The sequence below is a fragment of the Microbacterium sp. Ld4 genome, assembly GCF_045066555.1.
GTDB lineage: Bacteria > Actinomycetota > Actinomycetes > Actinomycetales > Microbacteriaceae > Microbacterium.
Genome location: NZ_JBISHE010000013.1, coordinates 105,321 through 129,412 on the forward strand (window position 1 = coordinate 105,321; position 24,092 = coordinate 129,412).

At 70.8% G+C, this 24,092-nt stretch carries 30 protein-coding genes; 17 read left to right on the top strand and 13 right to left on the bottom strand.

Annotation, left to right across the window (positions count from 1 at the left end):
- Positions 1-53 precede the first annotated feature (53 nt).
- From purL to ACJJV7_RS11135, 5 genes are all read left to right on the top strand, one after another.
- Positions 54-2,381 carry a phosphoribosylformylglycinamidine synthase subunit PurL gene (gene purL / locus ACJJV7_RS11115; protein WP_405374727.1) on the top strand — a complete coding sequence of 776 codons (2,328 nt, stop codon included), beginning with the start codon at positions 54-56 and terminating at the stop codon, positions 2,379-2,381.
- Complete coding sequence (locus tag ACJJV7_RS11120; protein WP_405374726.1) at positions 2,378-2,512, top strand: hypothetical protein; 135 nt, start codon at positions 2,378-2,380, stop codon at positions 2,510-2,512. Before purL ends, ACJJV7_RS11120 begins: the two co-directional genes overlap by 4 nt.
- A gap of 14 nt (positions 2,513-2,526) precedes the next feature.
- Complete coding sequence (locus ACJJV7_RS11125) at positions 2,527-3,252, top strand: YqjF family protein (protein WP_405374724.1); 726 nt, start codon at positions 2,527-2,529, stop codon at positions 3,250-3,252.
- 63 nt (positions 3,253-3,315) lie between these two features.
- Positions 3,316-4,251 (top strand): hypothetical protein, encoded by a 936-nt coding sequence (locus ACJJV7_RS11130; RefSeq protein WP_405374722.1) that lies wholly within the window; start codon positions 3,316-3,318, stop codon positions 4,249-4,251.
- A gap of 9 nt (positions 4,252-4,260) precedes the next feature.
- A complete protein-coding gene (locus ACJJV7_RS11135; RefSeq protein WP_405374720.1) occupies positions 4,261-5,013 on the top strand; it encodes a hypothetical protein in 753 nt (250 codons plus the stop codon).
- A gap of 78 nt (positions 5,014-5,091) precedes the next feature.
- On the opposite strand, the gene ACJJV7_RS11140 is transcribed toward ACJJV7_RS11135, so the two are convergent.
- The 3 genes from ACJJV7_RS11140 to ACJJV7_RS11150 all read right to left on the bottom strand — a co-directional run bounded on the left by ACJJV7_RS11140 (position 5,092) and on the right by ACJJV7_RS11150 (position 8,310).
- Positions 5,092-6,003 carry a glycine betaine ABC transporter substrate-binding protein gene (locus tag ACJJV7_RS11140; protein ID WP_405374719.1) on the bottom strand — a complete coding sequence of 304 codons (912 nt, stop codon included), beginning with the start codon at positions 6,001-6,003 and terminating at the stop codon, positions 5,092-5,094.
- A 97-nt stretch (positions 6,004-6,100) separates the two neighbouring features.
- Positions 6,101-7,015 carry an ABC transporter permease gene (locus ACJJV7_RS11145; RefSeq protein ID WP_405374717.1) on the bottom strand — a complete coding sequence of 305 codons (915 nt, stop codon included), beginning with the start codon at positions 7,013-7,015 and terminating at the stop codon, positions 6,101-6,103.
- The gene (locus ACJJV7_RS11150; protein ID WP_405374715.1) at positions 7,015-8,310 is read right to left on the bottom strand and encodes a glycine betaine/L-proline ABC transporter ATP-binding protein; all 1,296 of its coding nucleotides are present in this window, start codon (positions 8,308-8,310) and stop codon (positions 7,015-7,017) included. The genes ACJJV7_RS11145 and ACJJV7_RS11150 overlap by 1 nt, the downstream gene beginning before the upstream one ends.
- A gap of 449 nt (positions 8,311-8,759) precedes the next feature.
- Here ACJJV7_RS11150 and ACJJV7_RS11155 point away from each other — a divergent pair, with 449 nt between their 5' ends.
- The 3 genes from ACJJV7_RS11155 to ACJJV7_RS11165 are packed head-to-tail and all read left to right on the top strand — an operon-like array spanning position 8,760 to position 11,273.
- Positions 8,760-10,328 (top strand): molybdopterin-dependent oxidoreductase, encoded by a 1,569-nt coding sequence (locus ACJJV7_RS11155; protein WP_405374714.1) that lies wholly within the window; start codon positions 8,760-8,762, stop codon positions 10,326-10,328.
- A 31-nt stretch (positions 10,329-10,359) separates the two neighbouring features.
- Entirely contained in the window at positions 10,360-10,848 is a 489-nt protein-coding gene (locus ACJJV7_RS11160) for a molybdenum cofactor biosynthesis protein B (protein ID WP_405374712.1), read from the top strand.
- A complete protein-coding gene (locus tag ACJJV7_RS11165) occupies positions 10,845-11,273 on the top strand; it encodes a molybdenum cofactor biosynthesis protein MoaE (protein WP_405374710.1) in 429 nt (142 codons plus the stop codon). The genes ACJJV7_RS11160 and ACJJV7_RS11165 overlap by 4 nt, the downstream gene beginning before the upstream one ends.
- Positions 11,274-11,289: 16 nt before the next feature.
- Here ACJJV7_RS11165 and ACJJV7_RS11170 read toward each other — a convergent pair whose 3' ends face one another.
- Genes ACJJV7_RS11170 through ACJJV7_RS11185 form a run of 4 tightly spaced genes read right to left on the bottom strand, consistent with a single transcriptional unit; the run spans position 11,290 to position 14,010 of the window.
- Positions 11,290-11,523 (bottom strand): MoaD/ThiS family protein, encoded by a 234-nt coding sequence (locus ACJJV7_RS11170; protein ID WP_405374708.1) that lies wholly within the window; start codon positions 11,521-11,523, stop codon positions 11,290-11,292.
- Positions 11,520-12,005 (bottom strand): cyclic pyranopterin monophosphate synthase MoaC, encoded by a 486-nt coding sequence (gene moaC, locus ACJJV7_RS11175; protein WP_405374706.1) that lies wholly within the window; start codon positions 12,003-12,005, stop codon positions 11,520-11,522. Before moaC ends, ACJJV7_RS11170 begins: the two co-directional genes overlap by 4 nt.
- Entirely contained in the window at positions 12,005-13,234 is a 1,230-nt protein-coding gene (gene glp / locus ACJJV7_RS11180) for a gephyrin-like molybdotransferase Glp (protein WP_405374704.1), read from the bottom strand. Before glp ends, moaC begins: the two co-directional genes overlap by 1 nt.
- Entirely contained in the window at positions 13,231-14,010 is a 780-nt protein-coding gene (locus ACJJV7_RS11185) for a HesA/MoeB/ThiF family protein (protein ID WP_405374702.1), read from the bottom strand. Before ACJJV7_RS11185 ends, glp begins: the two co-directional genes overlap by 4 nt.
- A 124-nt stretch (positions 14,011-14,134) precedes the next feature.
- Here ACJJV7_RS11185 and ACJJV7_RS11190 point away from each other — a divergent pair, with 124 nt between their 5' ends.
- From ACJJV7_RS11190 to ACJJV7_RS11230, 9 genes are all read left to right on the top strand, one after another.
- Positions 14,135-14,527: a molybdopterin-binding protein gene (locus ACJJV7_RS11190; protein WP_405374700.1), complete on the top strand. Its 393-nt coding sequence runs from the start codon at positions 14,135-14,137 to the stop codon at positions 14,525-14,527.
- Position 14,528: 1 nt separating this feature from the next.
- On the top strand, positions 14,529-15,278 hold the full coding sequence (gene modA, locus ACJJV7_RS11195) for a molybdate ABC transporter substrate-binding protein (RefSeq protein ID WP_405374698.1): 750 nt from the start codon (positions 14,529-14,531) through the stop codon (positions 15,276-15,278).
- The gene (gene modB, locus ACJJV7_RS11200) at positions 15,275-16,063 is read left to right on the top strand and encodes a molybdate ABC transporter permease subunit (protein WP_405374697.1); all 789 of its coding nucleotides are present in this window, start codon (positions 15,275-15,277) and stop codon (positions 16,061-16,063) included. The genes modA and modB overlap by 4 nt, the downstream gene beginning before the upstream one ends.
- Positions 16,060-17,109, top strand: coding sequence for an ABC transporter ATP-binding protein (locus tag ACJJV7_RS11205; protein ID WP_405374695.1), 1,050 nt, complete (start codon positions 16,060-16,062; stop codon positions 17,107-17,109). Before modB ends, ACJJV7_RS11205 begins: the two co-directional genes overlap by 4 nt.
- A gap of 75 nt (positions 17,110-17,184) precedes the next feature.
- Positions 17,185-18,273 carry a GTP 3',8-cyclase MoaA gene (gene moaA, locus ACJJV7_RS11210; RefSeq protein ID WP_405374953.1) on the top strand — a complete coding sequence of 363 codons (1,089 nt, stop codon included), beginning with the start codon at positions 17,185-17,187 and terminating at the stop codon, positions 18,271-18,273.
- A gap of 447 nt (positions 18,274-18,720) precedes the next feature.
- On the top strand, positions 18,721-19,110 hold the full coding sequence (locus tag ACJJV7_RS11215; protein WP_405374694.1) for a GntR family transcriptional regulator: 390 nt from the start codon (positions 18,721-18,723) through the stop codon (positions 19,108-19,110).
- Positions 19,107-20,009, top strand: a complete 903-nt coding sequence (locus ACJJV7_RS11220; protein WP_405374692.1) for an ABC transporter ATP-binding protein — start codon at positions 19,107-19,109, stop codon at positions 20,007-20,009. The genes ACJJV7_RS11215 and ACJJV7_RS11220 overlap by 4 nt, the downstream gene beginning before the upstream one ends.
- Positions 20,006-20,701 carry a hypothetical protein gene (locus ACJJV7_RS11225; protein ID WP_405374691.1) on the top strand — a complete coding sequence of 232 codons (696 nt, stop codon included), beginning with the start codon at positions 20,006-20,008 and terminating at the stop codon, positions 20,699-20,701. The genes ACJJV7_RS11220 and ACJJV7_RS11225 overlap by 4 nt, the downstream gene beginning before the upstream one ends.
- Before the next feature lie 95 nt (positions 20,702-20,796).
- Positions 20,797-21,318, top strand: a complete 522-nt coding sequence (locus ACJJV7_RS11230) for an ASCH domain-containing protein (protein WP_405374689.1) — start codon at positions 20,797-20,799, stop codon at positions 21,316-21,318.
- Positions 21,319-21,328: 10 nt separating this feature from the next.
- On the opposite strand, the gene ACJJV7_RS11235 is transcribed toward ACJJV7_RS11230, so the two are convergent.
- From ACJJV7_RS11235 to ACJJV7_RS11260, 6 genes are all read right to left on the bottom strand, one after another.
- Complete coding sequence (locus ACJJV7_RS11235; protein ID WP_405374688.1) at positions 21,329-21,625, bottom strand: chorismate mutase; 297 nt, start codon at positions 21,623-21,625, stop codon at positions 21,329-21,331.
- A 67-nt stretch (positions 21,626-21,692) separates the two neighbouring features.
- A complete protein-coding gene (locus tag ACJJV7_RS11240; protein ID WP_405374686.1) occupies positions 21,693-21,830 on the bottom strand; it encodes a hypothetical protein in 138 nt (45 codons plus the stop codon).
- Positions 21,827-22,615 carry a ComEA family DNA-binding protein gene (locus ACJJV7_RS11245; protein ID WP_405374685.1) on the bottom strand — a complete coding sequence of 263 codons (789 nt, stop codon included), beginning with the start codon at positions 22,613-22,615 and terminating at the stop codon, positions 21,827-21,829. Before ACJJV7_RS11245 ends, ACJJV7_RS11240 begins: the two co-directional genes overlap by 4 nt.
- Positions 22,612-23,115, bottom strand: a complete 504-nt coding sequence (locus ACJJV7_RS11250) for a hypothetical protein (RefSeq protein WP_405374684.1) — start codon at positions 23,113-23,115, stop codon at positions 22,612-22,614. Before ACJJV7_RS11250 ends, ACJJV7_RS11245 begins: the two co-directional genes overlap by 4 nt.
- Positions 23,112-23,870, bottom strand: a complete 759-nt coding sequence (locus ACJJV7_RS11255; protein ID WP_405374682.1) for a 4Fe-4S single cluster domain-containing protein — start codon at positions 23,868-23,870, stop codon at positions 23,112-23,114. Before ACJJV7_RS11255 ends, ACJJV7_RS11250 begins: the two co-directional genes overlap by 4 nt.
- Positions 23,867-24,076, bottom strand: a complete 210-nt coding sequence (locus ACJJV7_RS11260; RefSeq protein WP_405374680.1) for a DUF2997 domain-containing protein — start codon at positions 24,074-24,076, stop codon at positions 23,867-23,869. The genes ACJJV7_RS11255 and ACJJV7_RS11260 overlap by 4 nt, the downstream gene beginning before the upstream one ends.
- Positions 24,077-24,092: the final 16 nt, after the last annotated feature.

Consider the following 24,092-nt stretch of genomic DNA (forward strand, 5'->3'; position numbering starts at 1 on the left):
CGTCGGTAGGATGGGGGCGACCCCCGGCATCCCGAGTCTTGGAGCCCAGCCGCGTGAGCACCCCCTCTTCTGTCGCAGATTCCGTCGAGAACGCCGTCGCCACGCCGGAGAGGGAGCAGCCGTACGCGGCGCTCGGTCTCAAGGCAGACGAGTACGACCGGATCCGCGAGATCCTCGGCCGCCGCCCCACGTCGGGCGAACTGGCCATGTACTCCGTCATGTGGAGCGAGCACTGCTCGTACAAGTCGTCGAAGATCTACCTGCGCCGCTTCGGCGACAAGGTCAGCGACGAGATGCGCGAGCGCCTCATGGTCGGCATGGGCCAGAACGCCGGTGTCGTCGACGTCGGCGAGGGCTGGGCGGTGACCTTCAAGGTCGAGTCGCACAACCACCCGAGCTACATCGAGCCCTTCCAGGGCGCCGCGACCGGCGTCGGCGGCATCGTCCGCGACATCATCTCGATGGGCGCCCGCCCCGTCGCCGTCATGGACCAGCTCCGCTTCGGCGCCATCGACCACCCCGACACGGCGCGCGTCGTGCACGGCGTCGTGAGCGGCATCAGCTTCTACGGCAACTGCCTCGGCCTGCCGAACATCGGCGGTGAGACCGTCTTCGACTCGGTCTACCAGGGCAACCCGCTCGTCAACGCGCTCGCTGTCGGCGTCATGCGCCACGAGGACATCAAGCTCGCGAACGCGACCGGCGCCGGCAACAAGGTCGTCCTGTTCGGGGCGCGCACCGGTGGTGACGGCATCGGCGGCGCGTCGATCCTCGCCTCCGACACCTTCGCCGACGGCGGCCCGACGAAGCGCCCGGCCGTCCAGGTCGGCGACCCCTTCGCCGAGAAGGTGCTCATCGAGTGCTGCCTCGAGCTCTATAAGGGCGAGCTGGTCGAGGCGATCCAGGACCTCGGCGCCGCCGGCATCTCGTGCGCGACGAGCGAGCTGGCCGCCAACGGCGGCTCGGGCATGCGCGTCGACCTGGAGAACGTCCTCCTCCGCGACCCGTCGCTCACGCCCGAAGAGATCCTCATGAGCGAGAGCCAGGAGCGGATGATGGCCATCGTCGCTCCCGAGAAGCTCGACGCCTTCCTCGAGGTCGTCGGCAAGTGGGACGTCGAGACCAGCGTGCTCGGCGAGGTGACCGGCGACGGCCGCCTGCAGATCTTCTGGCACGGCGAGCAGATCGTCGACGTCGACCCCTCGACCGTCGCGGTCGACGGCCCGGTGTACGAGCGCCCCGTCGCCTACCCGACCTGGATCGACGCCCTCAACGCCGACTCCGCCGCGCGCCTCGAGCGCAGCGACGACCCGGCCGTGCTCCGCGACCAGTTCGTGCAGCTCCTCGGCAGCGCGAACCTCGCCGACCCGTCGTGGATCACGAACCAGTACGACTACTACGTCATGGGCAACACCGCCCTGAGCTTCCCCGACGACGCCGGCATGATCCGCGTCGACGAGGAGTCGGGCCTCGGCTTCGCGATCGCCACCGACTGCAACGGCCGCTACTGCCAGCTCGACCCCTACGCGGGTGCACAGCTCGCCCTCGCCGAGGCCTACCGCAACGTCGCCGTCACGGGCGCCGTGCCCACGGCCGTCACGGACTGCCTCAACTTCGGCAGCCCCGAGAACCCCGAGGTCATGTGGCAGTTCGGTCAGGCTGTCGACGGTCTCGCCGACGGATGCCTCGCGCTCGGCGTTCCCGTCACGGGCGGCAACGTCAGCTTCTACAACCAGACCGGTGACCAGCCCATCTTCCCGACCCCTGTCGTCGGTGTGCTCGGCATCATCGATGACGTCGCCCGCCGCATCCCGAGCGGCTGGCAGGACGCGGGCGAGAACATCTACCTGCTCGGCACGACCGCCCTCGAGCTCGACGGGTCGGCGTGGGCGGGCACGATCCACGACCACCTGGGTGGTCGTCCCCCCAAAGTGGACCTGGCCGCCGAGCGCACGCTCGCCGAGCTGATCCAGTCGGCGGCGCAGCAGGGCCTCGTCTCGAGCGCGCACGACCTCTCCGCGGGCGGCCTGGGCCAGGCCCTCGCCGAATCGGTCACCCGCTTCGGCATCGGCGCGCGGGTGTGGCTGCGCGAGATCATGGAACGCGACGGAGTGGATGCCGCCACGGCACTGTTCAGCGAGTCGACCGGCCGCATCATCGTCTCGGTCCCCCGCGAGGAGGACGTGAAGTTCCGCGGTCTCTGCGAAGGCCGCGGCTACCCGGTGCTCCGCATCGGCGTCACGGATCCGGCTGCCGAGGGCGAGGCCGCTGCGCTCGAGGTGCAGGACGTGTTCACCCTCACGGTCCCCGAGATGCGCGGCATCTCGAAGGCGACGCTCCCCGCCGCGTTCGGGCCCGTCATCGACGAGGTGCGCGCGTGACCGACGATCCGGAATACGCCGACTTCGCCGGACGGCGGCGTGCCCGTACCCGCGTGATCGCGTGGGTCGTCATCATCTCGATGGTCCTCGTCGGCGGCGGGGCCACTGTGCTCACCCTCCTCTTCGGCTGAGGACGAGGAGCCGCATGGAGCCCACCGCGCCGTCCCTGCCCGGGCGCGCGGTGATCTCGCAGCGCTGGAGCAGCGCCTGCTTCGTGCACTGGCGCGTCGACCCCGCGCTCGTGGCCCCGCTCCTCCCCGCAGGAACCCGTCCCGACGAGTTCGACGGATCGGCGTGGATCGGGCTCGTGCCGTTCGTGCTGAGCGAGTTCCGGTTCCTCCCGCTCCGGCCTGTTCCGCTCGTCGGCTCCTTCGTCGAGATCAACGTGCGCACCTACGCCGTCGACGCCGACGGCCGGCGCGGCGTCGTCTTCCGCACGCTCGAGGCCGAGCACCTCCTCCCGGTGCTCGGCGCCCGCGCGCTGTTCGGCCTGCCCTACCGCTGGGCGCGGGCCACCCGAGAGGTCGACGGCGACGCGGTCTCGTTCGCCTCTCGGCGGCACGGCCGATCGAGGCGCTCGACGGCCCTGCGGGTCACGGTGGGCACCGAGCCGGTCGATACGCCGCTCAGCCGCTTCCTCACGGCCCGGTGGGGATTCCACGAGCGTCATCTGGGGCGCACGATCTGGGCGGCGAACGAGCACGAGCCGTGGCCGCTGCACGACGCGCAGCTCGATGCGCTCGATGACGACCTCGTGGCGGAGGCGGGGTTCCCCGGCCTCGCCGAGCGGGCGCCCGACTCTGTCTTGGCGATGCCGCCGCGGCATCCGGGGTTCGTGACGCGGTTCTCGGCGTCGCGCGCGATCGGCTGAGACGGATGCCTGATCGCACCGTTCCCGTGAGCGTCCACGGTCACGGCGGCTAGCATGGGCGGCATGCAGCTCTGGGTCGTCGCGATCGGAGCCGCGGTGGCGGAGTTCTGGTGGGTCGCACCCGCCGCAGCGGGGGCCGGCGCGGCGGGTCTCCTCGGCGTCCGCCGCAGCCGGTCGACGCGCGCCCGGCGGCTCGGCGTCGCCTCGGCCCGCCTCGAACTGCAACAGGCCCGCGCCGAGAGCCAGGGAGCGCGTGCCGCCGCCCGGGTCGCACAGGCCGAGGTGAGCCGCGCCGAAGCGGAGCGCGCCGCCGGCAGGGCGAGCGCCGAAGACGTCCGCACCGCGCGGCGCGCGCTCGACGCCGCCCAGCGCACGCGTGCCGCGAGCACCGCGACCATCCGGGTCGCGCGTGCGCGCATCGGCGCCGAGCGGGCCACGGTGCCCGCGCGCGGCACCGACACCGCCCACCTCCCGCTCGCCAGGCTCATGGCCGCGCACGACGCGAACGCCGCCCGCTGGATGGCGTACGAGACGGATGCCGCCCGCCACCTCGCCTTTCCCGCGATGAGCGATGTGCGCGTGCCCGCGACCGCCGAGTTCCTCCGCCTCGAAGCCGTCGCGCGCGAGCGTCGTCCGGCGACGGCGACCGCTCGCGTCACGCCCGCGGAGTTCGCGGCGTACCGCGCGGCCGTCGACGACGCCCGACGGGCGTTCGAGGCCGCCGAGCAGGAGGCCTGGCGGCTGGCCGGACACCGACCCGACGACGCGCCGCCGCCCCCGCCGTCGATCGGCCAGCGGTGGACGATCGCCGCGACCGAGGCGATCACCCGCTCGGCCGACGGTCTCGCGCGTGCGGCCGAGTCGGCGGCATCCGCTCTCGATTCCCATCGCGGCGGACGCCGGCGCACGGGCGATGCGGGCCAGGATGCCGCGCCGCGCCGGCCGATCTGGCCTGTGCCCTCGCGCACCGAGCATCGCGACGACGACGCCCGGCCCTAGTGTGGACGCGTGGACGGATTCTGGGCCTTCGCGGGCAACTACTGGTGGCTGATCTTCCCCGCGTTCGGTCTGCTCTCCGCCGGGAGCGGCTCGTGGGCGAGCGCATCGAAGCGGCGGCACAAGCAGCGCCTCGAGGTGATGAAGGCGAAAGCCGAGCTCGCCGCCGCCCGTTCGGCCGCGAAACACGGGATCGGCGCGTCGGCTGCCGTCGAGGCCGCCGGGGCGCCGGCGCGCTCGTTCAGCACGCAGGCCGACGACCTCCGGACGGTTCACGACGACGTCACCAAGCGCTGGCTCGACTATGAACTCGACGTCGCCAAGCTCATCGCCTTCCCGTCCATGAGCGACGGCCGCGAACCGCTGACGGCGGCGTTCCTCCGCGCGAAGAAGGTCGCCGACCGCGCCCGTCCCGCCGACGGCGAGGCACCCACCGCCGAGCAGATCGCCGACTACCGCGCCGCCGTCACCGACTTCGAGGTCGCATTCGACCTCGCCGAGCGCGACGCGCGCCGGGTGCGGGACAGCGGCTTCAGCACCGCCGAGCGCAAACGTCTCGCGACGGCATCCCGTCTGCTCGCCGTCGCCACCGACACCGCCGCCACCCCCGCCGAACGCCACCTCGCCTACGAGCGGGTGCGCGAGGAGATCGACGGTCTCATCGCGCTCTCCGACGACGCCGTCGAGCTGCTCGAGAAGCAGGTCGCGCGCGAGCTTCCCGCATCGGCCCCGCGTCGCGACCCGCTCACTCCGCCTGACGCGTGAGCCCGCGCGGGACCTGACGCTGCGCACGAGAACGGGGGCCCGGCATGATGCCGAGCCCCCGTCGTCCGTTCGCCGTTCTTACTCGGTGATCAGGGTGTCGAACGCCTCGGGGTTGGCCTCGATCCACGCGTCGACCGCCTCGGCTTCCTTGCCCTCGCCGTACTCGTTCACGACCATGTCCTCGAGGGTCGCGTACTGCTCGTCGTCGAGCTTGATGCCCTTGATGAACTCAGCCGCCTCGGGGAACTCCGCCGCGAAGCCGTCGGTGCCCAGGAAGTGCAGGGCCTCCGCCTCGCCCATGGCGCCACGGGGGTCTTCGAGGTCCTTCAGGCCGTAGGCCTCGTTCGCCCAGAACGGACGCCACGAGGTGACGACCATGTCCTTCTTCGCGCTGATCGCGCTGTCGAGCTCGGTGAGCATCGCGGCGGTCGACGAGGTGACGAGCTCGTACGAGTCGCCGAGCTCGTACTCGGGGATCATCGACTCCTGCGTCTGCTTGGTGAGTCCGGCGCCCGGCTCGATGCCGTAGATCTTGCCGCCGAAACGGTCGGCGTTCGCGGCGAGGTCCTCGATGGAGTCGATGTCGACGTAGTCGGGGACGGCGATCGTCAGCTTGGCGTTGTCGTAATAGGCGCCGAGGTCCTCGATCTTGTCGCCGTACTCGTCCATGTAGGACTTGTGGGTGAGCTCGGGCCAGGCGGACGGGTACACGTCGACGTCGCCCTGGGCGAGTCCGGTGTACAGCGGGCCGGCCTCGGTGAGCTCCTCGAGCTCGACCGTGTAGCCGATCTTCTCGAGCTGGTCCTCGAGCAGGTACGCGGTGCTCAGACCGTCGGTCCAGGAGGGGAGGTAGCCGAGCGTGATGGTGCCGAGGTCGCCGTCGCCCTCTCCCGATCCGCCGGCGGCCTGGTTGCCGCTCGCGCAGCCGGCGAGGGTGAGGGATGCTGCTGCCCCGAGGGCGATCATCGTGGTCAGGTGGCGCTTGTTCATGTGACTTCCGTATCTCTTGGTCGGTTCCGTATGAAGGGGTGGTGCATCGTGCTGACCCGCGGCGCACCGAGCTGTCGCCGCGCCGCGGGGATCGTGCTCAGGACACCTGTGCGAGGCCGCGCGGGGCGGCCGCGCCGGCGCCTGCGCGACGACGTGCGATCTCCCCGAGCAGCGACGAACGCTGCCCGCGGAGGTTTCCGAGCGCGGCGGTGAGCCGGTCGAGGTAGACGGCGAGGATGACGACGCTGAGGCCGGCCTCGACACCCTTCGCGATGTTGACGGTGGACATCGCCTGGACGATCTCCTTGCCGAGACCGTCGGCGCCCGCGATGCCGGCGATGACGGCCATCGACAGTGCCAGCATGATGAGCTGGTTGATGCCCGCCATGATGCTCGGCATGGCCAGCGGGAGCTGGACGCCTCGGAGGATCTGAGCGGGCGTCGCGCCGAACGCGTGGCCCGCTTCGACCGTCTCGGAATCGACACCGCGGATGCCGAGCTCGGTCAGACGCACGCCCGGGGGCAGCGCGAAGATGACGGTGGCGACGACACCCGGCACCACGCCGATGCTGAAGAACACGATCGCGGGGATCAGATAGACGAAGCCCGGCATGCTCTGCATGAGGTCGAGGATCGGGCGGACGGCGGCGCTCAGCCGATCGTTGCGCGCCGCGGCGATGCCCACGGGAACCGCGATGGCGACCGCGATGACCGCGGCGACGAGGACGAGCGCGAGGGTCTGCATCGAGGTGACCCACTGCCCCATGCCGAGGATCAGCGTGAAGGTGATGACCGTGCCCAGCGCGAACTGCCAGGAGCGGAGCGCCCAGCCGACCGCGGCGAGCAGGACGATGACGACGGCGATCGGCGCGTTCAGGAGCAGATCGGCGAGCGAGTCGACGAGCCAGCCGACCACGGCGGCGATGCCGCCGAGGAGCCAGCCGAGATTGTCGCGGATCCAGTCGACCGCGACGTCGGCCCATTCGCCGACCGGGATGCGGAACCCATCCATCAGCGGACCCCCTCTTTCTCGCCGGCGAGGTCTTCGGTGGCGGCGACCGCCAGTGCTTCGTCGATGACCGCTTCGGGCACGGGATCGAGGATCACGGGGATCTCCGTCGTCTCGGTGGTCTGCGGTCCGAGGGCGGTCAGCAGCGTGATGCGCGGGATGACGCCGACGAGCCGGTTCTCCGCGTCGGTCACGGCGAGGGCGAGCGGCGACTCCGCAGCGGGCACGAAGAGGTCCATGAGCACGTCGTCCTTGCTGACGGCCTGCGGCACGGGGCGGATCGCGGACGCGAGCGAGGTCTCGCCGCGGCGGACCAGCTTGAGGGCGTCGCGGTCGGACACGATGCCGAGCAGCCGCCGACCGCGATCGGTCACGTAGACCGCCGCCATCCGGGCGTCGCGCATCGTGCGGAGCGCGGTGCGCGGGCCGGCCGTGTCGGGAACGACCGGGCTCGGGCGCTCCATCACGTTCGAGGCGGTGAGCACGCGGGCGCGGTCGACGTCCTGCACGAACTGCTCGACGTAGTCGTTGGCCGGGTCGGTGAGGATGTCCTCGGGTGTGCCGATCTGCACGATGCGCCCGTCGCGCATCACCGCGATGCGGTCTCCGAGGAACATCGCCTCGTTGAGATCGTGCGTGATGAAGACGATCGTCTTCTGCAGCTTCTGCTGCAGCTCGAGCAGCTGCTCCTGCATCTCGCGCCGGATGAGCGGGTCGAGGGCGCTGAACGCCTCGTCCATCAGGAGAATGTCGGTGTCGGCGGCGAGCGCGCGGGCGATGCCGACGCGCTGCTGCATTCCGCCCGACAGCGCCGAGGGGAGCTTCTCGCCCCAGCCCTCGAGCCCGACGAGCGCGAGGATCTCCTCGGCCTTGGCGAGACGCTCGGCCTTGCCGACGCCGCGCAGTTCGAGCGGGTAGGCCACGTTCGCGGCGACCGTCCGGTGCGGCAGGAGGGCGAAGTGCTGGAACACCATGGCCAGGCGTTCCCGGCGGATGCCGCGGAGCTTGGCGGCCGGGATGCCGGTGATGGGATCGCCCTGCACGAGGATCGATCCGCCGGTGGCGTCGTGGAGGCCGTTCAGCATGCGGATGATCGTCGATTTGCCGGAGCCCGAAAGGCCCATGATCACGAAGATCTCGCCCCGCTCGACCGAGAAGCTCGCGTCGATCACGGCGGCGGTTCCGGCATCCGCGACATCGGTGCGGGATTCACCGGATCTGAGTCGCTTGACGGCCCCGGCCGGGTTCCGTCCGAATACTTTGAACAGATTCTTCGCTTCAACAGCGGGTGTGGTCACGTGCTCACCTCGGCGGGCGCACGCGTCCGCATCGGTTACGCCCGGGTGACGGTCACAGGCGCTGCGCGAGCGTTCGGGAACACATCGAGCGCGGCGCTCCAGCGGCGCACATCGGGTGCACCAGCCCAGACCGTCGACCATACGTCCACTCGTCGCCGATGCTCAGAGAGTCGGGCCGAATGGCCGCGGACTGGTCGTCGAGGGCCGAAGCCCGCACTCGACGGTAACGAGATGCCCTACCCGGATCAAATCGAGGAAGCCCCTTGACGCTCCTGCGAGGGCCCCTTATCACGCGCGCTCGGGCGCGTCCACGAGCGTGGAGAAGTCGGCTTGTCTGCGAGACTGACGCAGCGGGAGATCGACGTGGTCGATTCCGGCGCCTCTGGCATCGTCCTCACCTGGCCGACATCCGACGAGCCGTCCGCTCCGAACACTGTGTAGGAGGCGTGATGTCTAATCAGAGCAAGGGTAGGCGGTTCCCCGTATGGGCGGCCGTAACGGGACTGGTCGCAGGGCTGGTGTTCCTGGCCATCGCAGAGCTGAGCGCGCTGATCTTCGCGAGGACGGCGAGCCCGATCCTGGCGGTGGGCTCGTTCGTCATCGACATCGTTCCGCGTCCGCTGAAGGAATTCGCGATCACGACGTTCGGCGAGTACGACAAGATCGCCCTCCTCGCCGGGCTCGGCCTGGCCGTCGCCGTGGCCTCCGCTCTCGCGGGCGTCCTGCAGTATCTCCGCCCTCCTCTGGGTGTCATCGCTTTCGCGGTCGCCGGCGTCCTCTCCGGCGCGGCCATCGTCACGCGCGCCGAGGCGACGCTGCTGGCCTACCTCCCGCCGATCCTCGGAACGGTCGCCTCGGCGATCGTGCTGCTTCTCCTGGCACGTCGCCTTCGCGCATGGAAGACGGCTGCGCAGGGCGCATCCGTCGACGACACCTCGGGCGACGGCAGGATCGACCGGCGACGCTTCTTCACGCTGACCGTCATCGCGGGTGCCTCGGCGGTCGTCGTCGGGATCACGGCGCGCGCCGTGAGCGCCGCGACGTCGTCGGCTGACGCCATCCGCCGGGCGCTGAAGCTCCCGGCGCCGAAATCCACCGTGCCCATCCCGTCGGGCGCCGAGCTCGACGTGCCGGGCATCAGCCCGCTGATCACTCCGAACGCCGATTTCTACCGCGTCGACACCGCCCTCACCGTTCCGACCATCGACCCCGACACCTGGCGACTGGTCATCGACGGCATGGTCGATCAGCGCGTGGAGCTGACGTTCCAGGACATCCTCGACATGGGCCTCGACGAGTACGCCATCACGCTCACCTGCGTCTCGAACGAGGTGGGCGGCGAGCTCGTCGGCAACGCGATCTGGCAGGGCGTGCCCCTGCGAGAGGTGCTGAAGATGGCCGGCGTGAAGTCGGGCGCCGACATGCTGCTCTCGCGCAGTGTCGACGGCTACACGGCGAGCACGCCGCTGTCGGCGGTCACGGACGACGGGATCGATGCCATCCTCGCGGTCGCGATGAACGGCGAGCCGCTGCCCGCCGAGCACGGCTTCCCCGTGCGCATGGTCGTGCCGGGGCTCTACGGCTACGTCTCCGCCACGAAGTGGCTGACGGAGCTGAAGGTCACGACGTTCGACGCCGACGAGGCCTACTGGACTCCCCGTGGCTACAGCGCCGAGGCCCCCATCAAGTTCGCCTCGCGCATGGACACCCCGAAGATCGGCTCGCCCGTGCAGGCGGGTCGTGTGCCTCTCGCCGGAGTGGCGTGGGCGCAGACAGTGGGGATCGAGCGCGTCGAGGTCAGCATCGACAACGGCGAATGGATGCCCGCGAAGCTCTCCACGCCGATCAACGAGGACACCTGGGTGCAGTGGGTCCTGGAATGGGATGCCACGCCGGGCACCCACTACGTCGCGGTCCGCGCCGTCAACAAGAACGGCGATCTGCAGATCCAGGAGCGCGCACCGATCGCCCCCAATGGCTCGTCGGGATGGCAGCGCTCGCTGATCTCCGTCTCGTGAGGGCTCGGGCCGACGGGCCTAGGGTGAGCACATGGCACCGCTTCTCGCATACGTGATCACCGTCTCGGATCGCTCGGCCTCGGGTGTGCGCGAGGATCGCGGCGGGCCGCTCGCGGTCGAGCTCCTCGAGGCCGCGGGGCTCGCGTGTGCGGGCACCGAGATCGTCCCGGACGGCGCGGACTCCGTGGAGGCTGCCCTCCGGCGGGCGGTGCGCACGGATGCGCGGGTCATCGTCACCACCGGAGGAACGGGGGTGGGTCCGCGAGACCGGACGCCCGAGGGCACCGAACGCGTGGTGACCCGGATGCTCCCCGGGATCGCGGAAGAGCTCCGCCGGGTCGGCATCGCCGACACGGCTCTCTCCGTGCTCTCACGCGGGGTCGCGGGCGTGATCGAGCCAGAAGGCGCGCTCGTCGTGAACCTTCCCGGCTCACCCCGCGCAGTGGCCTCCGGCATCCCTGTCATCGTGTCGGTGGCAGCCCACGTGGTTGATCAGATGAAAGGCGGAGACCACTCGTGAACACGGTCAGAATCGCGCGACTGGAAGACACCCCGCTCGACCTCGACGCGCACCTCCGTGCCGTCGATGATCCGGCGTTCGGCGCGGTCACGACGTTCGTCGGACGTGTGCGGGACAACGATCCCGACGCCCAGACGGCGGTGATCGGCTTGGAGTACAGCGCGCACCCCGATGCGCAGGAGACGCTGCACCGCATCGCGGAGCAGGCGGGAGACGCTTCGGGCGCCGTCGTCGCAGTCAGTCACCGCATCGGCAACCTCGCCGTCGGCGACGCCGCGGTCGTGATCGCCGTCGCGTCGGAGCATCGGGCCGAGGCGTTCGAGGTCTGTCGCGCCGTCATCGAGGCGATCAAGACCGACCTGCCGGTCTGGAAGCGTCAGCTCGAAACCGACGGAACCACCGCCTGGAAGGGCATCGGCGGCTGAGGCTCAGCCCCGCGACTCAGCCGCCCGCGAAGGGCGGCAGTACGTCGATCATTCGGGCATCGGCGAGCGAGGTGTCGCCGTCGGTGCGCACGCCGTCGACCAGCACAGCGCAGTCGGGCAGCACCAGGAACAGCGCGGGATGCTCGTTGAGGATCGCGGTGCGGAGCTCGGCGAGCGTCGCCTCAGACCGCTCCTCGCTTTCGGTGCCGGCAGCCTCTGCGGCGGCGGCGAAGTAGCGCACGAGGGTCATGCCTGGTCCTGTTCTCCGGGCCGCGTCCAGTCGCCGGAGCGGCCGCCCGACTTCGCGGTGATGCGGACGTTCTCGATCACGACCGAGCGGTCGAGGCCTTTGATCATGTCGACGATGGCGAGGGCGGCGACGGAGACGGCGGTGAGCGCCTCCATCTCGATGCCGGTGCGGTCGGCCGTTCCGACGGTCGCCTCGATCTCGACACCGTCGTCGACGATGTCGAGTTCGACCGACGCGCGGTGCACGCCGATCACGTGTGCCAGCGGCAGCAGTGTGGCGGTCGACTTCGCCGCCTGGATGCCGGCGATGCGGGCGACAGCCAGCACGTCGCCCTTGGGGGCGGTGCCGTCGCGAAGCGCCGAGACGACCTCCGCACCGCAGCGGACGAAACCTCGGGCGGTGGCGGTGCGGACCGTCGGAGTCTTGCCCGTGACGTCGACCATGTGCGCACGGCCGGCCGAGTCGAGATGAGGGAACGTCATCAGACCAGCATGACATCTAGCTCGTCGCCGGCGGCCACGGCAGCGACCTCCGCCGGAACGATCGCGAAAGCGGATGCCTGTGCGAGCCCACCGGCCAGGTGCGATCCCGAGCCGCCCGCCGTGGCGGGGCGGACGGTACGCGCGGCGAGGTCGACCACGGCGGGCAGGTACTGCCGCCGTCCGGGCGGCGTCTTCCAGGACTCCGCCGCGGTCAGCGTCAGGTGGGCGCGGTGGATGACCGACCGGCCCTGCAGGGCCAGGAGGGCAGGACGCACGAACACCTCGAACGACACCGCGACGCTGACCGGGTTGCCGGGCAGGCCGAACACCAGGCAGCCGTCGCCCACGGTTCCGAAGGCCTGCGGCTTGCCGGGCTGCATCGAGATCTTCGCGAACTCGACCTCGCCGTGGCCGTCGAAGGCGGCGCGCACGGGTTCGTAGGCGCCCGCGCTCACCCCGCCGGTGAAGACGATGACGTCGGCGCCCGCCGCTCGAGCGTCGGCGGTGACCTGAGCGACGGCCGCGCCGTCGTCCGAGACGCGGGCGATCAGAACGACCTCGGCATCGGCGCCCGCGACGAGCTGCGCGAGCAGCGGACCGTTCGAGTCGGGAATGAGCCCCCGGCGCACGGTCTCGCCGGGGGCGATGAGCTCGCTGCCGGTGGAGACGACGGCGACGCGGGGCGCGCGGGTCACGGTCACGTCGTCAGCGCCGGCGGCGACGGCGGCAGCGACCTGGAACGCGCCCATCCGCTCGCCGGCGTCGATGACGACGTCGCCGGCGCGGAGGTCGGCTCCCCGGTGGCGGATGAACGCCCCGGGGGCAGGGGCGTCGAGCACCTGGACGACGTCGAGCGAGTCCGCCAGCCCGCCCGCGGTGGCCTCGAACGGCACGATGGCGTCGGCCGCCGTCGGTGTCGGCGAGCCCGTCATGATGCGGGCCGCTTCGCCCGCGGCGAGCGGGGGGTCGGTCGAGACGCCCGCGGGCAGGTCGGCGACGACGCGCAGGGCAACCGGGTTCTCCGGGCCCGCCGACGCGACGTCGACCGCGTGCACGGCGAACCCGTCCATCGCGGAGTTGTCGAAGAGGGGGATGTCGTGGGCGGCGACGGCCGGCGCCGCGAGCGTGCGGCCGGCGGATTCGTGAGCGGGCACGACCTCGCTCGGGAGGGTGCGGACGGCGGCCAGCACCCGGACGAGCTGCTCTTCGACGCTGCGCAGCTCGCTCATGCGGATGCCGCAGCCGTCTCGGCCGACCGGAGGGGGATCTCGCGCTGGCGGCCCGAGAGGGAATCGAGCACGAGCAGGCGTCCGAGCAGCGGCTCGCCGACGCCGATCGCGAGCTTCACGACCTCGGTCGACAGGAGTCCGCCGACCTGGACGCAGAGCGCGCCGAGCACGCCGACCTGTGCGCACGTGGGCGGGTCGCCCTCGGTGCCGACGGCGAAGAGATCGTTGAGGACGACGGGAGCGGCGTCGGTCGGGTTCGACCAGAAGACGGTGACCTGCGCGTACCACTCGCGCACGGCTCCCCAGACGAGCGGGATGCCGAGCGCCTCTGTGGCGGCGGCGACGGCGCGTCGCGTCGCGAACGAGTCGCTCGTGTCGATGACGATGTCGGCGCCGGCGAAGAACTCCTGCGCGTTGGTCTCGTCGAGGCGGGCGGTCACGGGCGTGACGACGGTGACCGGCGACAGCGCCGCGACCGCGCGCACCGCGCTCTCCGTCTTGTGCACGCCGATGTCCTCGATGCGGTGGGCAATCTGGCGCTGCAGGTTGTGGAGTTCGACGATGTCGTCGTCGATCACCGTGATGCCGCCGATGCCGGCGGCGGCGAGCGCCAGGATCGCGGGCGAGCCGATTCCACCGGCCCCGACGACGGCGACGCGTGTGGCGGCGAGCCGGCGCTGTCCCTCGTCACCGATGCCCTTGAGCACCGTGTGGCGAGCGGTCCGCTTGCGCTCGTCGGGATCCAACTCGGGCACGGGATCGACCAGGGGGCGCATGACCCGAGTTTACGCGTCGGGAGCCCGACCGGGCGTGCCGGGGGATCGGATTCTGAACAGGTCCAGGAGTCGCAGATGCGTCGCAAGAGATACATATGAGCCGCAGATGCGGCATGATCGAGGGATGACCGCCTATCGCGTAGCTCGAGCCGCTCGCCTGCTGGGCGTCAGCGACGATTCGGTGCGCCGATGGATCGATCAGGGACTGCTGCCGGTGACGGATGCCGTTCCCGCCGAGATTCCCGGCGAGGCGCTCGCGGCCTTCGCGGTGTCGATGGCGAACGAGCCCGGTGACGCGCAGGAGCACCGCTCCAGCGCGCGCAACAGCTTCGTCGGAATCGTGACGCGCGTGCAGGTCGACGGCGTCATGGCGCAGGTCGACATCCAGTCCGGCCCCCATCGCGTCGTGTCGCTGCTCTCCGCCGAGGCGGTGCACGACCTGCAGCTCGAGGTCGGCACGCTCGCGCGGGCATCGGTGAAGGCCACGAACGTCGTCGTCGAGATCGCGAAGGAGTGACGTGCGTCGTTTCCTCCTCCGGCCGCTGGCCCTCGGAGCGCTCGCGCTGCTCATGACCGGCTGCGCCGCGCCGGCACCCGACGACGGCGCGGTGTCGGGCTCACTCACCGTCTACGCCGCCGCGTCGCTGAAGACGTCGTTCGACGAAGTGGCCGAAGCGTTCACGGCGCAGCATCCCGGCATCCAGATCAGTCCCGTGTACGACGGCTCGTCGACGCTCGCCACCCAGATCGACGCGGGAGCGCCGGCAGACGTGTTCGCCTCGGCCGATGCCGCCACCATGGCGACCGTGTCGGAGTTCACCCTCAGCCCCCAGGTTTTCGCCTCGAACACGCTCGTGATCGTCGTTCCCGCCGGCAACCCGCAGAAGGTCACGGGCCTCGGCGACCTGTCGCGCGTCGTGACGGTGCTGTGTGCGCCCGAGGTGCCGTGCGGCGCGGCATCCGCGACGCTGCTCGCGGCCGCCGACGTCACGGTCGACGCCGCCAGTCTCGAGCAGAACGTGACCGCCGTGCTCACGAAGGTGGCGGCGGGCGAGGCGGATGCGGGTCTCGTCTACGCGACCGATGTCGTCGGCCGCGACGACGTCGCCTCCGTGGTGCCCGAGGGCAGCGACGACGTCGTCAACGAGTACCCGATCGCCGCGCTGACGGATGCCGCGAATCCGGGGGCTGCGGCGGCGTTCGTCGACTTCGTCCTGTCGGACGCCGGGCAGAAGATCCTCCGGGACCGCGGGTTCGGGGCACCGTGAGTTCGGTCGCCGAGCGCGGGTACGTCCCCCGGACGCTGGCCGCGCCCGCGCTCGTCGGGCTGGGCTTCCTGATCCTCCCCCTCATCGCCCTGATCGCCCGTGTGGAGTGGGCCACGTTCGTCGCCGACGTGACCTCGCCGGCCGCGCTGGCCGCCCTCGGTCTCTCCTTCGGTACGGGAATCGCCGCGACGGCGATCTGCGTCGTCATCGGTGTGCCGCTGGCGTTGCTGATCGCTCGCTCGGGGCCGCGGCTGGCGGCGGTTCTGCGAGCGGCAGTCACGGTGCCGCTCGTCCTCCCGCCGATGGTCGGCGGCATCGCGCTGCTCTACCTGTTCGGTCGCGCCGGGTGGCTCGGAGGGCTCGGGCTGTCGTTCACGACACCGGCGGTCGTGCTCGCGCAGACGTTCGTGGCGCTGCCGTTCCTCGTCCTCGCCGTCGAGGGCGCGGTGAGGTCGACGGGAGTGGACTTCGAGCGCACGGCGGCGGCGCTGGGAGCCGGCCGCTGGACGATCCTCCGGCGCATCACGCTTCCCCTCGCGGCACCCGGGATCGTCGCCGGAACCGTGCTGTGCTTCGCGCGGGCGATCGGCGAGTTCGGCGCGACCGCACTCTTCGCGGGAAACCGGCCCGGTGTCACGCAGACGATGCCCCTCGCCATCTACACGGCGTTCAACGGCGCCGGCGTCACACAGGGGACGGCCGTCGCTCTCGCGCTCCTGCTCCTCGCCGCGGCCGTCATCGTTCTGATGCTCGTGCGCGGGTGGCGACCGGGAGCCGTGCGATGAGCGGCCTGCGGGCGCACGTCGTCGTCAATCGGCCGCGTTTTCGGGTGGATGTCACGATCGACGCCGCCGCGGGCGAAACGATCGCGGTCATGGGTCCGAGTGGCGCCGGCAAGTCGACGCTCCTCTCCGCTGTCGCCGGGCTGGTGTCGCTCGACGGCGGGGAGATCACCGTCGCCGGCCGCACGGTCGAGCGCGTGTCCGCGCCGCGGGTGAGCACAGCGCCGATGCATCGCGGGGTGGTGCTGCTCGGTCAGGACCCGCGGCTCTTCCCTCACCTCAGTGCCCGGGAGAACGTCGCTTTCGGGCCGCGTGCCGCGGGAACCCCCGCACCGCAGGCGCGCGCGGACGCCGACGAGTGGCTCGAGCGCGTCGGCCTGGGTGGTCTCGGAGCCCGCATGCCCCGCGAGCTGTCGGGAGGAGAACAGCAGCGCGTCGCGATCGCGCGGGCGCTGTCGGCGTCGCCCCGGGTGGTGCTGCTCGATGAGCCCCTCGTCGCGCTCGATCCGGTCACGGCGTCGTCGATCCGCGGCATGCTGCGCGATCAGCTCACCGACACGACCACGGTCGCCGTGACGCACGACGCCGGCGACGCCGTGGCCCTGGCCGAGCGGTTGTTCGTCGTCGAGTCGGGCGCCGTGGTGCAGAGCGGCTCGGTGCGCGAGGTGCTGCGGGCCCCGGCATCCGCCTTCGTCGCGTCGATCGCAGACATGAATCGGATGCCGGGAGTCTCGGCGCGCGGCGGGTGGACCGACTCCGCCGGCCAGGTGCTGAGGAGCGCGGACGCCGCATCGATCGCACGGGTTGCCACGGAGGGTGTCGCGCACGCCGCCGTGTTCCATCCGAGCGACGTGCGGATCGTGGCCGAGGAGGGCGCGAACACGTGGACGGCCACTGTTCTGCGAGCCGAGCCGACGCTGTCGGGGCTGCGGATCCACACGTCCGCGGGCGCGGCGGACATTGCCGAGACCGTCGCCGCGTGGTCGGCGGGAGACACGGTGCGGCTGCACATCGACCCGTCACGGGTGCGGTTCGTTCCGATGCCGTGAAGGTGCCCTGATCAGCCCTGATCCAGGGGTGCGCGGCTAGGCTCGGACAATGGGATGCCACTGGGGGACGACGCGATGACGGCGATCCCGATCACGATCGGTCGGGCGCCGCAGATCGCGCCTCACTCGGGCGCTGCTCCCGATCCGGGCGCCGCCCTCGTCGACACGCACGGACGCGTTCACCGCGACCTGCGGATCTCCCTCACCGACCGCTGCTCCTTGCGCTGCACGTACTGCATGCCCGAGCAGGGCAACGAGTGGTTGGCACGCACGAGCATCCTCACGACCGACGAGATCGTCGAGATCGCGGAGGTCGCGGCGAGCCTCGGCATCCGCACGTTCCGGCTCACCGGTGGCGAGCCGCTGCTGCGTACCGACATCGTCGACGTCGTGCGGCGGGTCGCCGCGATCTCGGGCCCCGACGGGCCGGTCGAGGTCGCGATGACGACCAACGGCATCCGTCTCGCCGAGGTGCTGCCCGACCTGATCGCCGCGGGCCTCACGCGGCTGAACATCAGCATCGACACGATCGATCGCGAGCGTTTCGCTGCACTCACCCGGCGCGACCGGCTCGATGACGTACTCGAGGGGATCGCCGCAGCCGCGGCATCCGATCTGAAGCCCTTGAAGCTCAACGCCGTCGCGATGCGGGGTGTGAACGACGACCAGCTTGCCGACCTCGTCGCCTTCGCGATGGACGTGGGCGCTCAGCTGCGGTTCATCGAGCAGATGCCGCTGGATTCCGGGCACACGTGGGATCGGAGCTCGATGGTGACGCGCGAGGAGATCCTCGAGGCGCTGTCGGAGCGCTGGTCGCTCGAGCCGGTTCCCGGCCGCGGCGGGGCGCCCGCCGAGAAGTGGCGCATCGACGGCGGTCCGCACGAGGTCGGCGTGATCGCGTCGGTGACCGCGCCCTTCTGCGGAGCGTGCGACCGGTTGCGCCTGACCGCCGACGGTCAGTTCCGCAACTGCCTCTTCTCGCTGACCGAGTACGACGTGACGACCGCGGTGCGGGGGATGCCGGTGGGCGCTGCGCCGGGAGATCGCCGGCGAGTCATCGCCGAGATCCTGCACGCGTGCGTGCTGGGGAAGCTGCCCGGCCACGCGATCAACGACCCGTCGTTCCTGCAGCCCGCGCGGGGCATGAACGCCATCGGCGGCTGACCGGGTCGGCGAGCGCCGCCACCGAGATCACTCCCGACGACCCGGCCGCCCGCTGCTCCCGAGGTTCTCACCCAGGATGACCACGACGCAGACGGCGGCCGAGGTGAAGAGAGCCAGCACGACGAAGAGGACCACACCGAGCAACGAGACCGCCTCCCACGATTCCGGCGCTCTTCGCGCCGTCCGGATGTGATCGAGCCGGTCGAGCGCGGGCTGCGGGATGCCTGCATCTGCCGGAAGAGCACTCAGGTGCCGTATCCGCTGTTCATCCGCACCCGTGGCGGCGAGCCACTGCAGGTACGGTTCGGCCGTTGCGGCGTCGTAGGAGCCGAACGCGAACGGCCACGACGACCTTGGCGGCGGACGGAAACGGAACCGTTGACATACGGTGGGTTAGGTGGTTACCTACTCATGTAAGTAACCCACCAACCACGGAAGCGAGATCGCATGGTCGACGAGGGACGCCCGCTCTTTCTGCAGATCGCGGAGAGCGTCGAGGACTCGATCATCGACGGGAGTCTCGTCGAACAGGACCAGGCTCCGTCGACGAACGAACTCGCCGCCTTCCACCGCATCAATCCGGCCACCGCCGCGAAAGGAATCGCCATGCTCACCGAAAAGGGCGTGCTCACCAAGCGGCGCGGGATCGGCATGTTCGTCGCCGACGGCGCCCGCGACCTGCTCCTCACCGAGCGGCGGGCGGCGTTCGCCGACCGCTACCTCGACCCCCTCCTCGCGGAGGCCGGCAAGCTCGGCCTCGGCCCCGACGACCTCGCGCGGCTGCTCGCCGACCGCGCGGCATCCGCATCACCCACCACGGAAGGAGCGACCCGATGACCACCGTGATCGAGGTCACGAACCTCACCAAGCGCTACCGTTCCACCACCGCCGTGGAGAACGTGTCGTTCTCGATCGAGAAGGACGCCATCTACGGCCTGCTCGGCCGCAACGGCGCCGGCAAGACCACGGTCATGTCGATCCTGACGGCCCAGAACTTCCCGACCAGCGGCGACGTGCGGATCTTCGGGCAGTCCCCCTACGAGAACGCCGCCGTCCTGCAGCGGATGTGCTTCGTGAGGGAGAGCCAGAAATACCCTGACGACGCGACCCCGCAGCACGCGTTCCGGATCGCGCGACTGTTCTACCCGAACTGGGACCAGCCGCTGGCCGAACGCCTGATCGCGGAGTTCCAGCTTCCGCTCACCCGGCGGATCAAGAAGCTCTCGCGCGGCCAGCTGAGCGCGGTCGGCGTCGTCATCGGCATCGCCGCACGGGCCGAGATCACCTTCTTCGACGAGCCGTACCTCGGTTTGGACGCCGTCGCCCGCCAGATCTTCTACGACCGTCTGCTCGAGGACTACGCAGAGCACCCCCGCACGATCATCCTGTCGAGCCATCTCATCGACGAGGTCGCCAACCTCCTCGAACGGGTGATCGTCATCGACAAGGGCCGCATCGTGATGGATGAGGACACCGATTCGGTGCGAGACCGCGCCGCCACGATCCTCGGCGACACGGCGACCGTCGAAGCGTTCGTCGTCGGCCGGGAGGTCATCCACCGCGAGACGCTCGGCCGGGTCACGAGCGTCACCGTCCTCGGGGCGCTGACCTCGGCCGAGCGCTCTGAGCTCGCGGCATCCGGACTCGAGGTCGGCGCCGTCTCCCTGCAGCAGCTGATCGTGCGTCAGACCCAGCACACCGCCACCCCCGCTACCGACGAAGGAGCTTTGCGATGAACCGCACCTGGAACGTCGTCCGCATGCAGTTGGTCAACCGTCAGACCTTCATCTGGGTACCCCTGATCGTGCTCGGCGGCACGTTCGTCATCAGCCTCTCGATCTTCGGCCTGATCGCCGGCAACGGCGTGAAGATCGACATGTTCGGCGGCGGCGCGCAGGCTCCGCTCTGGTACTTCCTGGCCGTGGGAGTGCAGGCTCTCACCCTGACCTTCCCGTTCTCGCAGGCGATGAGCGTGACCCGACGCGAGTTCTACGTCGGCACCCTCGTCACGGCGGCGCTCACCTCGCTCGGACTCGCCGTCATCTTCGTGATCGGCGGCCTGATCGAAGAGGCGACCAACGGCTGGGGTCTCAACGGCTACATGTTCCGCCTGGTGTGGGTATGGCAGCAGGGACCGCTCGTCGCGGGACTCTTCTTCTTCGCCCTCGCGATGCTGTTCTTCGTCGTCGGTTTCTTCTTCGCAACCATCTACAAGCGGTGGGGATCGGTCGCACTGACGAGCATCCTCGTCGGCCTCGGGTTCGTCCTGATCGGGATCATGTGGCTCGTGGGTCAGCTCCAGGCCTGGCCCGAACTGCTCGCCTGGTTCGGCGGCCTGACGCCCATCGGGCTGACCGCGTCGCTGCTCGCGGCCACCGCCGTCCTCGCCGGCATCTCCTACGTCGCCCTGCGCCGAGCCGTCATCTGATCGGCATCCGCCGGCGAGCGCCGGTGAGCCTCCCTCGGGAGCTCACCGGCGCTTCGTCGTGGCAGGAGGAGACCGGATGCGGGATCGTGGAGTCCATGACTGAGAACGATCGCCCCGTCGAGCCGGTGGATCGCACCGCCGCCGAGCAGCTCTGGGCCGAGTACGCCCTCGCGCGGCCCGAGGTGGTCGCGGCGTTTCCCGACTACACCGTGGAGCACTTCGGAGATTCGCAGCGGCTCGCCGACGAGCTCCTCGGGCTGGTGATGAATGGCGTCAAATCGGCGACCGCGGAACTGGTCGCCGATTTCGTGGGCCGCGGCGACCCCATCCCGCGGATCGGGTCGCACTGGATCGCCTGCGACTCGCAGGGCGCGCCCCGGATCATCATCCGGAGTACCGATCTCCGGATCGGCCCTTTCGCCTCGGCAGACGCCTCCTTCGCGGCCGACGAAGGCGAAGATGATCGCACCCTGGAGAGCTGGCGACGCGAGCACCGGCGCTACTGGGAGCGGGTGTCGGCCGCCCAGGGCCGCGTGTGGTCGGAAGAGGACGAGATCGTCTTCGAGCGGTTCGCCGTGGTGTGGCCGCCCCGCGGAGCAGCACCGCTTGACGCCTGAGCCCGGGGGATCAGGCCCCGGCTTCGCCCGCGGCCTCGCTGTGGTGGCGGATGACCTCGGCGACCACGAAGTTGAACCACTTCTCGGCGAACTCGGGGTCGAGGTCGGCGTCGGCCGCCAGGCGGCGCAGGCGTGCGATCTGCTGCTCTTCGCGGGAGGGATCGGATGCCGGCATCCCATGTTCCGCCTTCAGGACCCCGACCTGCTTCGTGCAGCGGAATCGCTCGGCGAGCATGTGGATCAGGGCGGCATCGATGTTGTCGATGCTGGAGCGCAGGGTGGTCAGCTGAGTCGTCGGGTCGGTCATGGTTCCTCCGGGGCAGAGACTATCGCGAGCTCTCTATGCGTCGCGTCAGGGGGCGGTCGGTCAGCGCTCAGCCGGGTTCGCTGGCGCGCAGGTAGCCGCACGAGAGGCACGACCAGGCGACGAGGAATTTCTCGTCGTCGAGCACGTCGAACCTCAGCGGTTCGCCACACGTCGGGCAGGCGTACGGCGAGGTGCGACTCGTCACAGGTCCACACGGCGACCGAAGCGGCGCTCGGCCCGCGGCCTTGGCGAGCAGGTCGCGACCGCGCGCAGCCGCACGATCTCGTGAGGCTGCAGACCCGCCGTCTCGCCGAAGTCCTCGAGCGAGGTGAAGCCGCCCTGGCGCGTGCGCTCCTTGACGGCGCGGCGGGCACGCGTGCGGGTCATCCCGGGCAGATCCATCAGCTTCTCGGCAGGCGCCGTCTGAACATCGACCTGCTCACCGGCCTCTCCGCCGGCCCACATGTCCGAGGTGCCTGCGCCCACGGATGCCGCCAGGCGGGCGGCCTCCTCGCGCGAGGTCGAACCGGCATCCGTATCGGCCGCAGAGCGGGAGCCCGAACCCGAGCCGGAGCCGGAATCCGAGCCGGAGACCTTGCGGGATCCCCGGGAGCGGCTCTTCCGGGGCGCCCTGCGGGCCGGGGCTGCGGCGGTGCCCGCGCTCCACATGCTCTGACCGCGACTGCGCCTCTCCCACATGGTCCGCAGCCAGCCGGGGTTCAGCGCGAGGGCCGCGACGATGCCGCCGAGGTGCACGATCGCGCTGACGATGTCCGTCAGGTCGTTCCAGAGGTCGATCCCGAGGGTGAGCGACACCACCGCCAGCACGACGCCGAGCACGATCGCCGCGCGGCGACGCGACACGAAGCCCACCGCCAGGAACCCGATCCACCCCACCGCCGGTCCGAGGATCGGCAGCACGATCCATGAGCTCAGCCCGGCCAGCCAGCCGTACCCAGGAACCTGATCCGATCGCGACGCGACGGTCACGCGTAGTCCTTCACGTTCAGCACCATCGTGACCGTGTCGGAGTCGTCGCGGGTCTCCGAGACGAGCTCGAAGCCGGCCTGGTCGGCGCGGGAACGGATGCGCTCCGCTACAGCGCGCTGCACACGGCGGGCGTAGGCGGCATCCAGTCGCGCGACGAGCTCGGTCGCTTCGGCCTCGGTCACGTCGTGGCCGTCGACGCGCTGGAGGTGCGCGCCCCACACGGCGTCGTCGGTGCGGGCCATCTCGATCTCGAGGCCGTCGACGGTCGCCGTCACCGACCCGTCGCTCGCCGAAACCGAGGTCGCCCCGAGGTCGGCGAGCGCCGCGGCCAGCAGCTCCGGGTCCTTCATCCGGGTCTGCACCGAGATCGGCACCGCCTCGCCGCCCCCCGGATCGGTGCGATCGCCCGACGTTGCGGCGATGGCGCCGATCACGCCGGTGCCTCCGAGAGCGGCAGCGGCGGCCAGGGCCGCGGGAATCAGAATCAGCGAGATGCTCACCGGCGGAACTCCTTCGAGGACGGGACGGAAGAAACGGATGCCGCGCGGTCGCCGCGCACGCCGAGGTCGTCGAACAGCTCGGCCAGGGCGGCGTCGGTCGCCCATCCGTTGACGGCGACGGTGCCGTCGGGGGCGATGCGCACTTCGAGGGTGTCGGCGCCACCGTGGTGGGCGATCTCCTCCACCCGAGCGGCGTAACGCGGCGTCAGGGCGCGGATCGACTGGTTGCGCGACCCGATCCAGGGGCGATGGGCGTCGGGCAGGTCGGCGAGGTAGGGGCCGTCGCAGAGCAGGTCGGTCGCGGCGAGGAGGCGCGCGATGCCGGGGCGGGTCGTGGCCCACGCGCTCAGGCGGTCGAGGGTGTACCCGCTGAAGGCCATCACGCCGAGGCCGGCCGAGCGGAACGCCTCGGCGACCACGGCGAGCGCCCCCGCCTGGTCGAACGGCTCCCCGCCGAGGAGGGTGATGCCCTCGGCGCCGGCCTCCTCTGCCTCGGCGACCCAGGTGGCCGCCAGCGCGGCGGGGTCGTCGAGGTGAGCACCCCGCGCCGCCCAGAGGTGGGGGTTGAAGCATCCGGGGCAGCGCACCGCGCATCCTTGCACCCACACGGCGGCGCGGGTGCCCGGCCCTTCTGCGTCGGTCGCCGCGACGAACCTCGACCAGCGCAGCGCGTCCGCGTCGTCGGCCGCCGGCGCAGCCTTGCCCAGCAGGCTCCGCTCGCCGCCGACGCCGCGCGATTCGGTGACGACCGTCATCCGAGGTCCTGGGTCTGCTGCGGAGCGTGATCGGATGCCGTGTCGGCGACGCGCCGGTAGTCGTCGGTGAACTGCGACGATTCCGTCTGTGCGTCGAGGAGGGCCTCGAGCTGCTCGATGTAGTCGAGGCACTCAGGCCCGGTCATGCCGAACGTCTCGGCCGCGACCGTGCCATCGGCGTGGAGCTGCACCACGAGCTTCTTCATGTCCGACCTCCGTCGT

Coding starts and splice junctions, on each gene's coding strand:
- ACJJV7_RS11125 (WP_405374724.1), top strand. CDS start 2,527: ATGGAGCCCACCGCGCCGTCCCTGCCCGGGCGCGCGGTGATCTCGCAG.
- ACJJV7_RS11130 (WP_405374722.1), top strand. CDS start 3,316: ATGCAGCTCTGGGTCGTCGCGATCGGAGCCGCGGTGGCGGAGTTCTGG.
- ACJJV7_RS11140 (WP_405374719.1), bottom strand. CDS start 6,003: ATGAACAAGCGCCACCTGACCACGATGATCGCCCTCGGGGCAGCAGCA.
- ACJJV7_RS11145 (WP_405374717.1), bottom strand. CDS start 7,015: ATGGATGGGTTCCGCATCCCGGTCGGCGAATGGGCCGACGTCGCGGTC.
- ACJJV7_RS11155 (WP_405374714.1), top strand. CDS start 8,760: ATGTCTAATCAGAGCAAGGGTAGGCGGTTCCCCGTATGGGCGGCCGTA.
- ACJJV7_RS11160 (WP_405374712.1), top strand. CDS start 10,360: ATGGCACCGCTTCTCGCATACGTGATCACCGTCTCGGATCGCTCGGCC.
- ACJJV7_RS11170 (WP_405374708.1), bottom strand. CDS start 11,523: ATGACCCTCGTGCGCTACTTCGCCGCCGCCGCAGAGGCTGCCGGCACC.
- moaC (WP_405374706.1), bottom strand. CDS start 12,005: ATGACGTTCCCTCATCTCGACTCGGCCGGCCGTGCGCACATGGTCGAC.
- glp (WP_405374704.1), bottom strand. CDS start 13,234: ATGAGCGAGCTGCGCAGCGTCGAAGAGCAGCTCGTCCGGGTGCTGGCC.
- ACJJV7_RS11185 (WP_405374702.1), bottom strand. CDS start 14,010: ATGCGCCCCCTGGTCGATCCCGTGCCCGAGTTGGATCCCGACGAGCGC.
- ACJJV7_RS11190 (WP_405374700.1), top strand. CDS start 14,135: ATGACCGCCTATCGCGTAGCTCGAGCCGCTCGCCTGCTGGGCGTCAGC.
- ACJJV7_RS11205 (WP_405374695.1), top strand. CDS start 16,060: ATGAGCGGCCTGCGGGCGCACGTCGTCGTCAATCGGCCGCGTTTTCGG.
- moaA (WP_405374953.1), top strand. CDS start 17,185: ATGACGGCGATCCCGATCACGATCGGTCGGGCGCCGCAGATCGCGCCT.
- ACJJV7_RS11215 (WP_405374694.1), top strand. CDS start 18,721: ATGGTCGACGAGGGACGCCCGCTCTTTCTGCAGATCGCGGAGAGCGTC.
- ACJJV7_RS11220 (WP_405374692.1), top strand. CDS start 19,107: ATGACCACCGTGATCGAGGTCACGAACCTCACCAAGCGCTACCGTTCC.
- ACJJV7_RS11225 (WP_405374691.1), top strand. CDS start 20,006: ATGAACCGCACCTGGAACGTCGTCCGCATGCAGTTGGTCAACCGTCAG.
- ACJJV7_RS11230 (WP_405374689.1), top strand. CDS start 20,797: ATGACTGAGAACGATCGCCCCGTCGAGCCGGTGGATCGCACCGCCGCC.
- ACJJV7_RS11235 (WP_405374688.1), bottom strand. CDS start 21,625: ATGACCGACCCGACGACTCAGCTGACCACCCTGCGCTCCAGCATCGAC.
- ACJJV7_RS11255 (WP_405374682.1), bottom strand. CDS start 23,870: ATGACGGTCGTCACCGAATCGCGCGGCGTCGGCGGCGAGCGGAGCCTG.
- ACJJV7_RS11260 (WP_405374680.1), bottom strand. CDS start 24,076: ATGAAGAAGCTCGTGGTGCAGCTCCACGCCGATGGCACGGTCGCGGCC.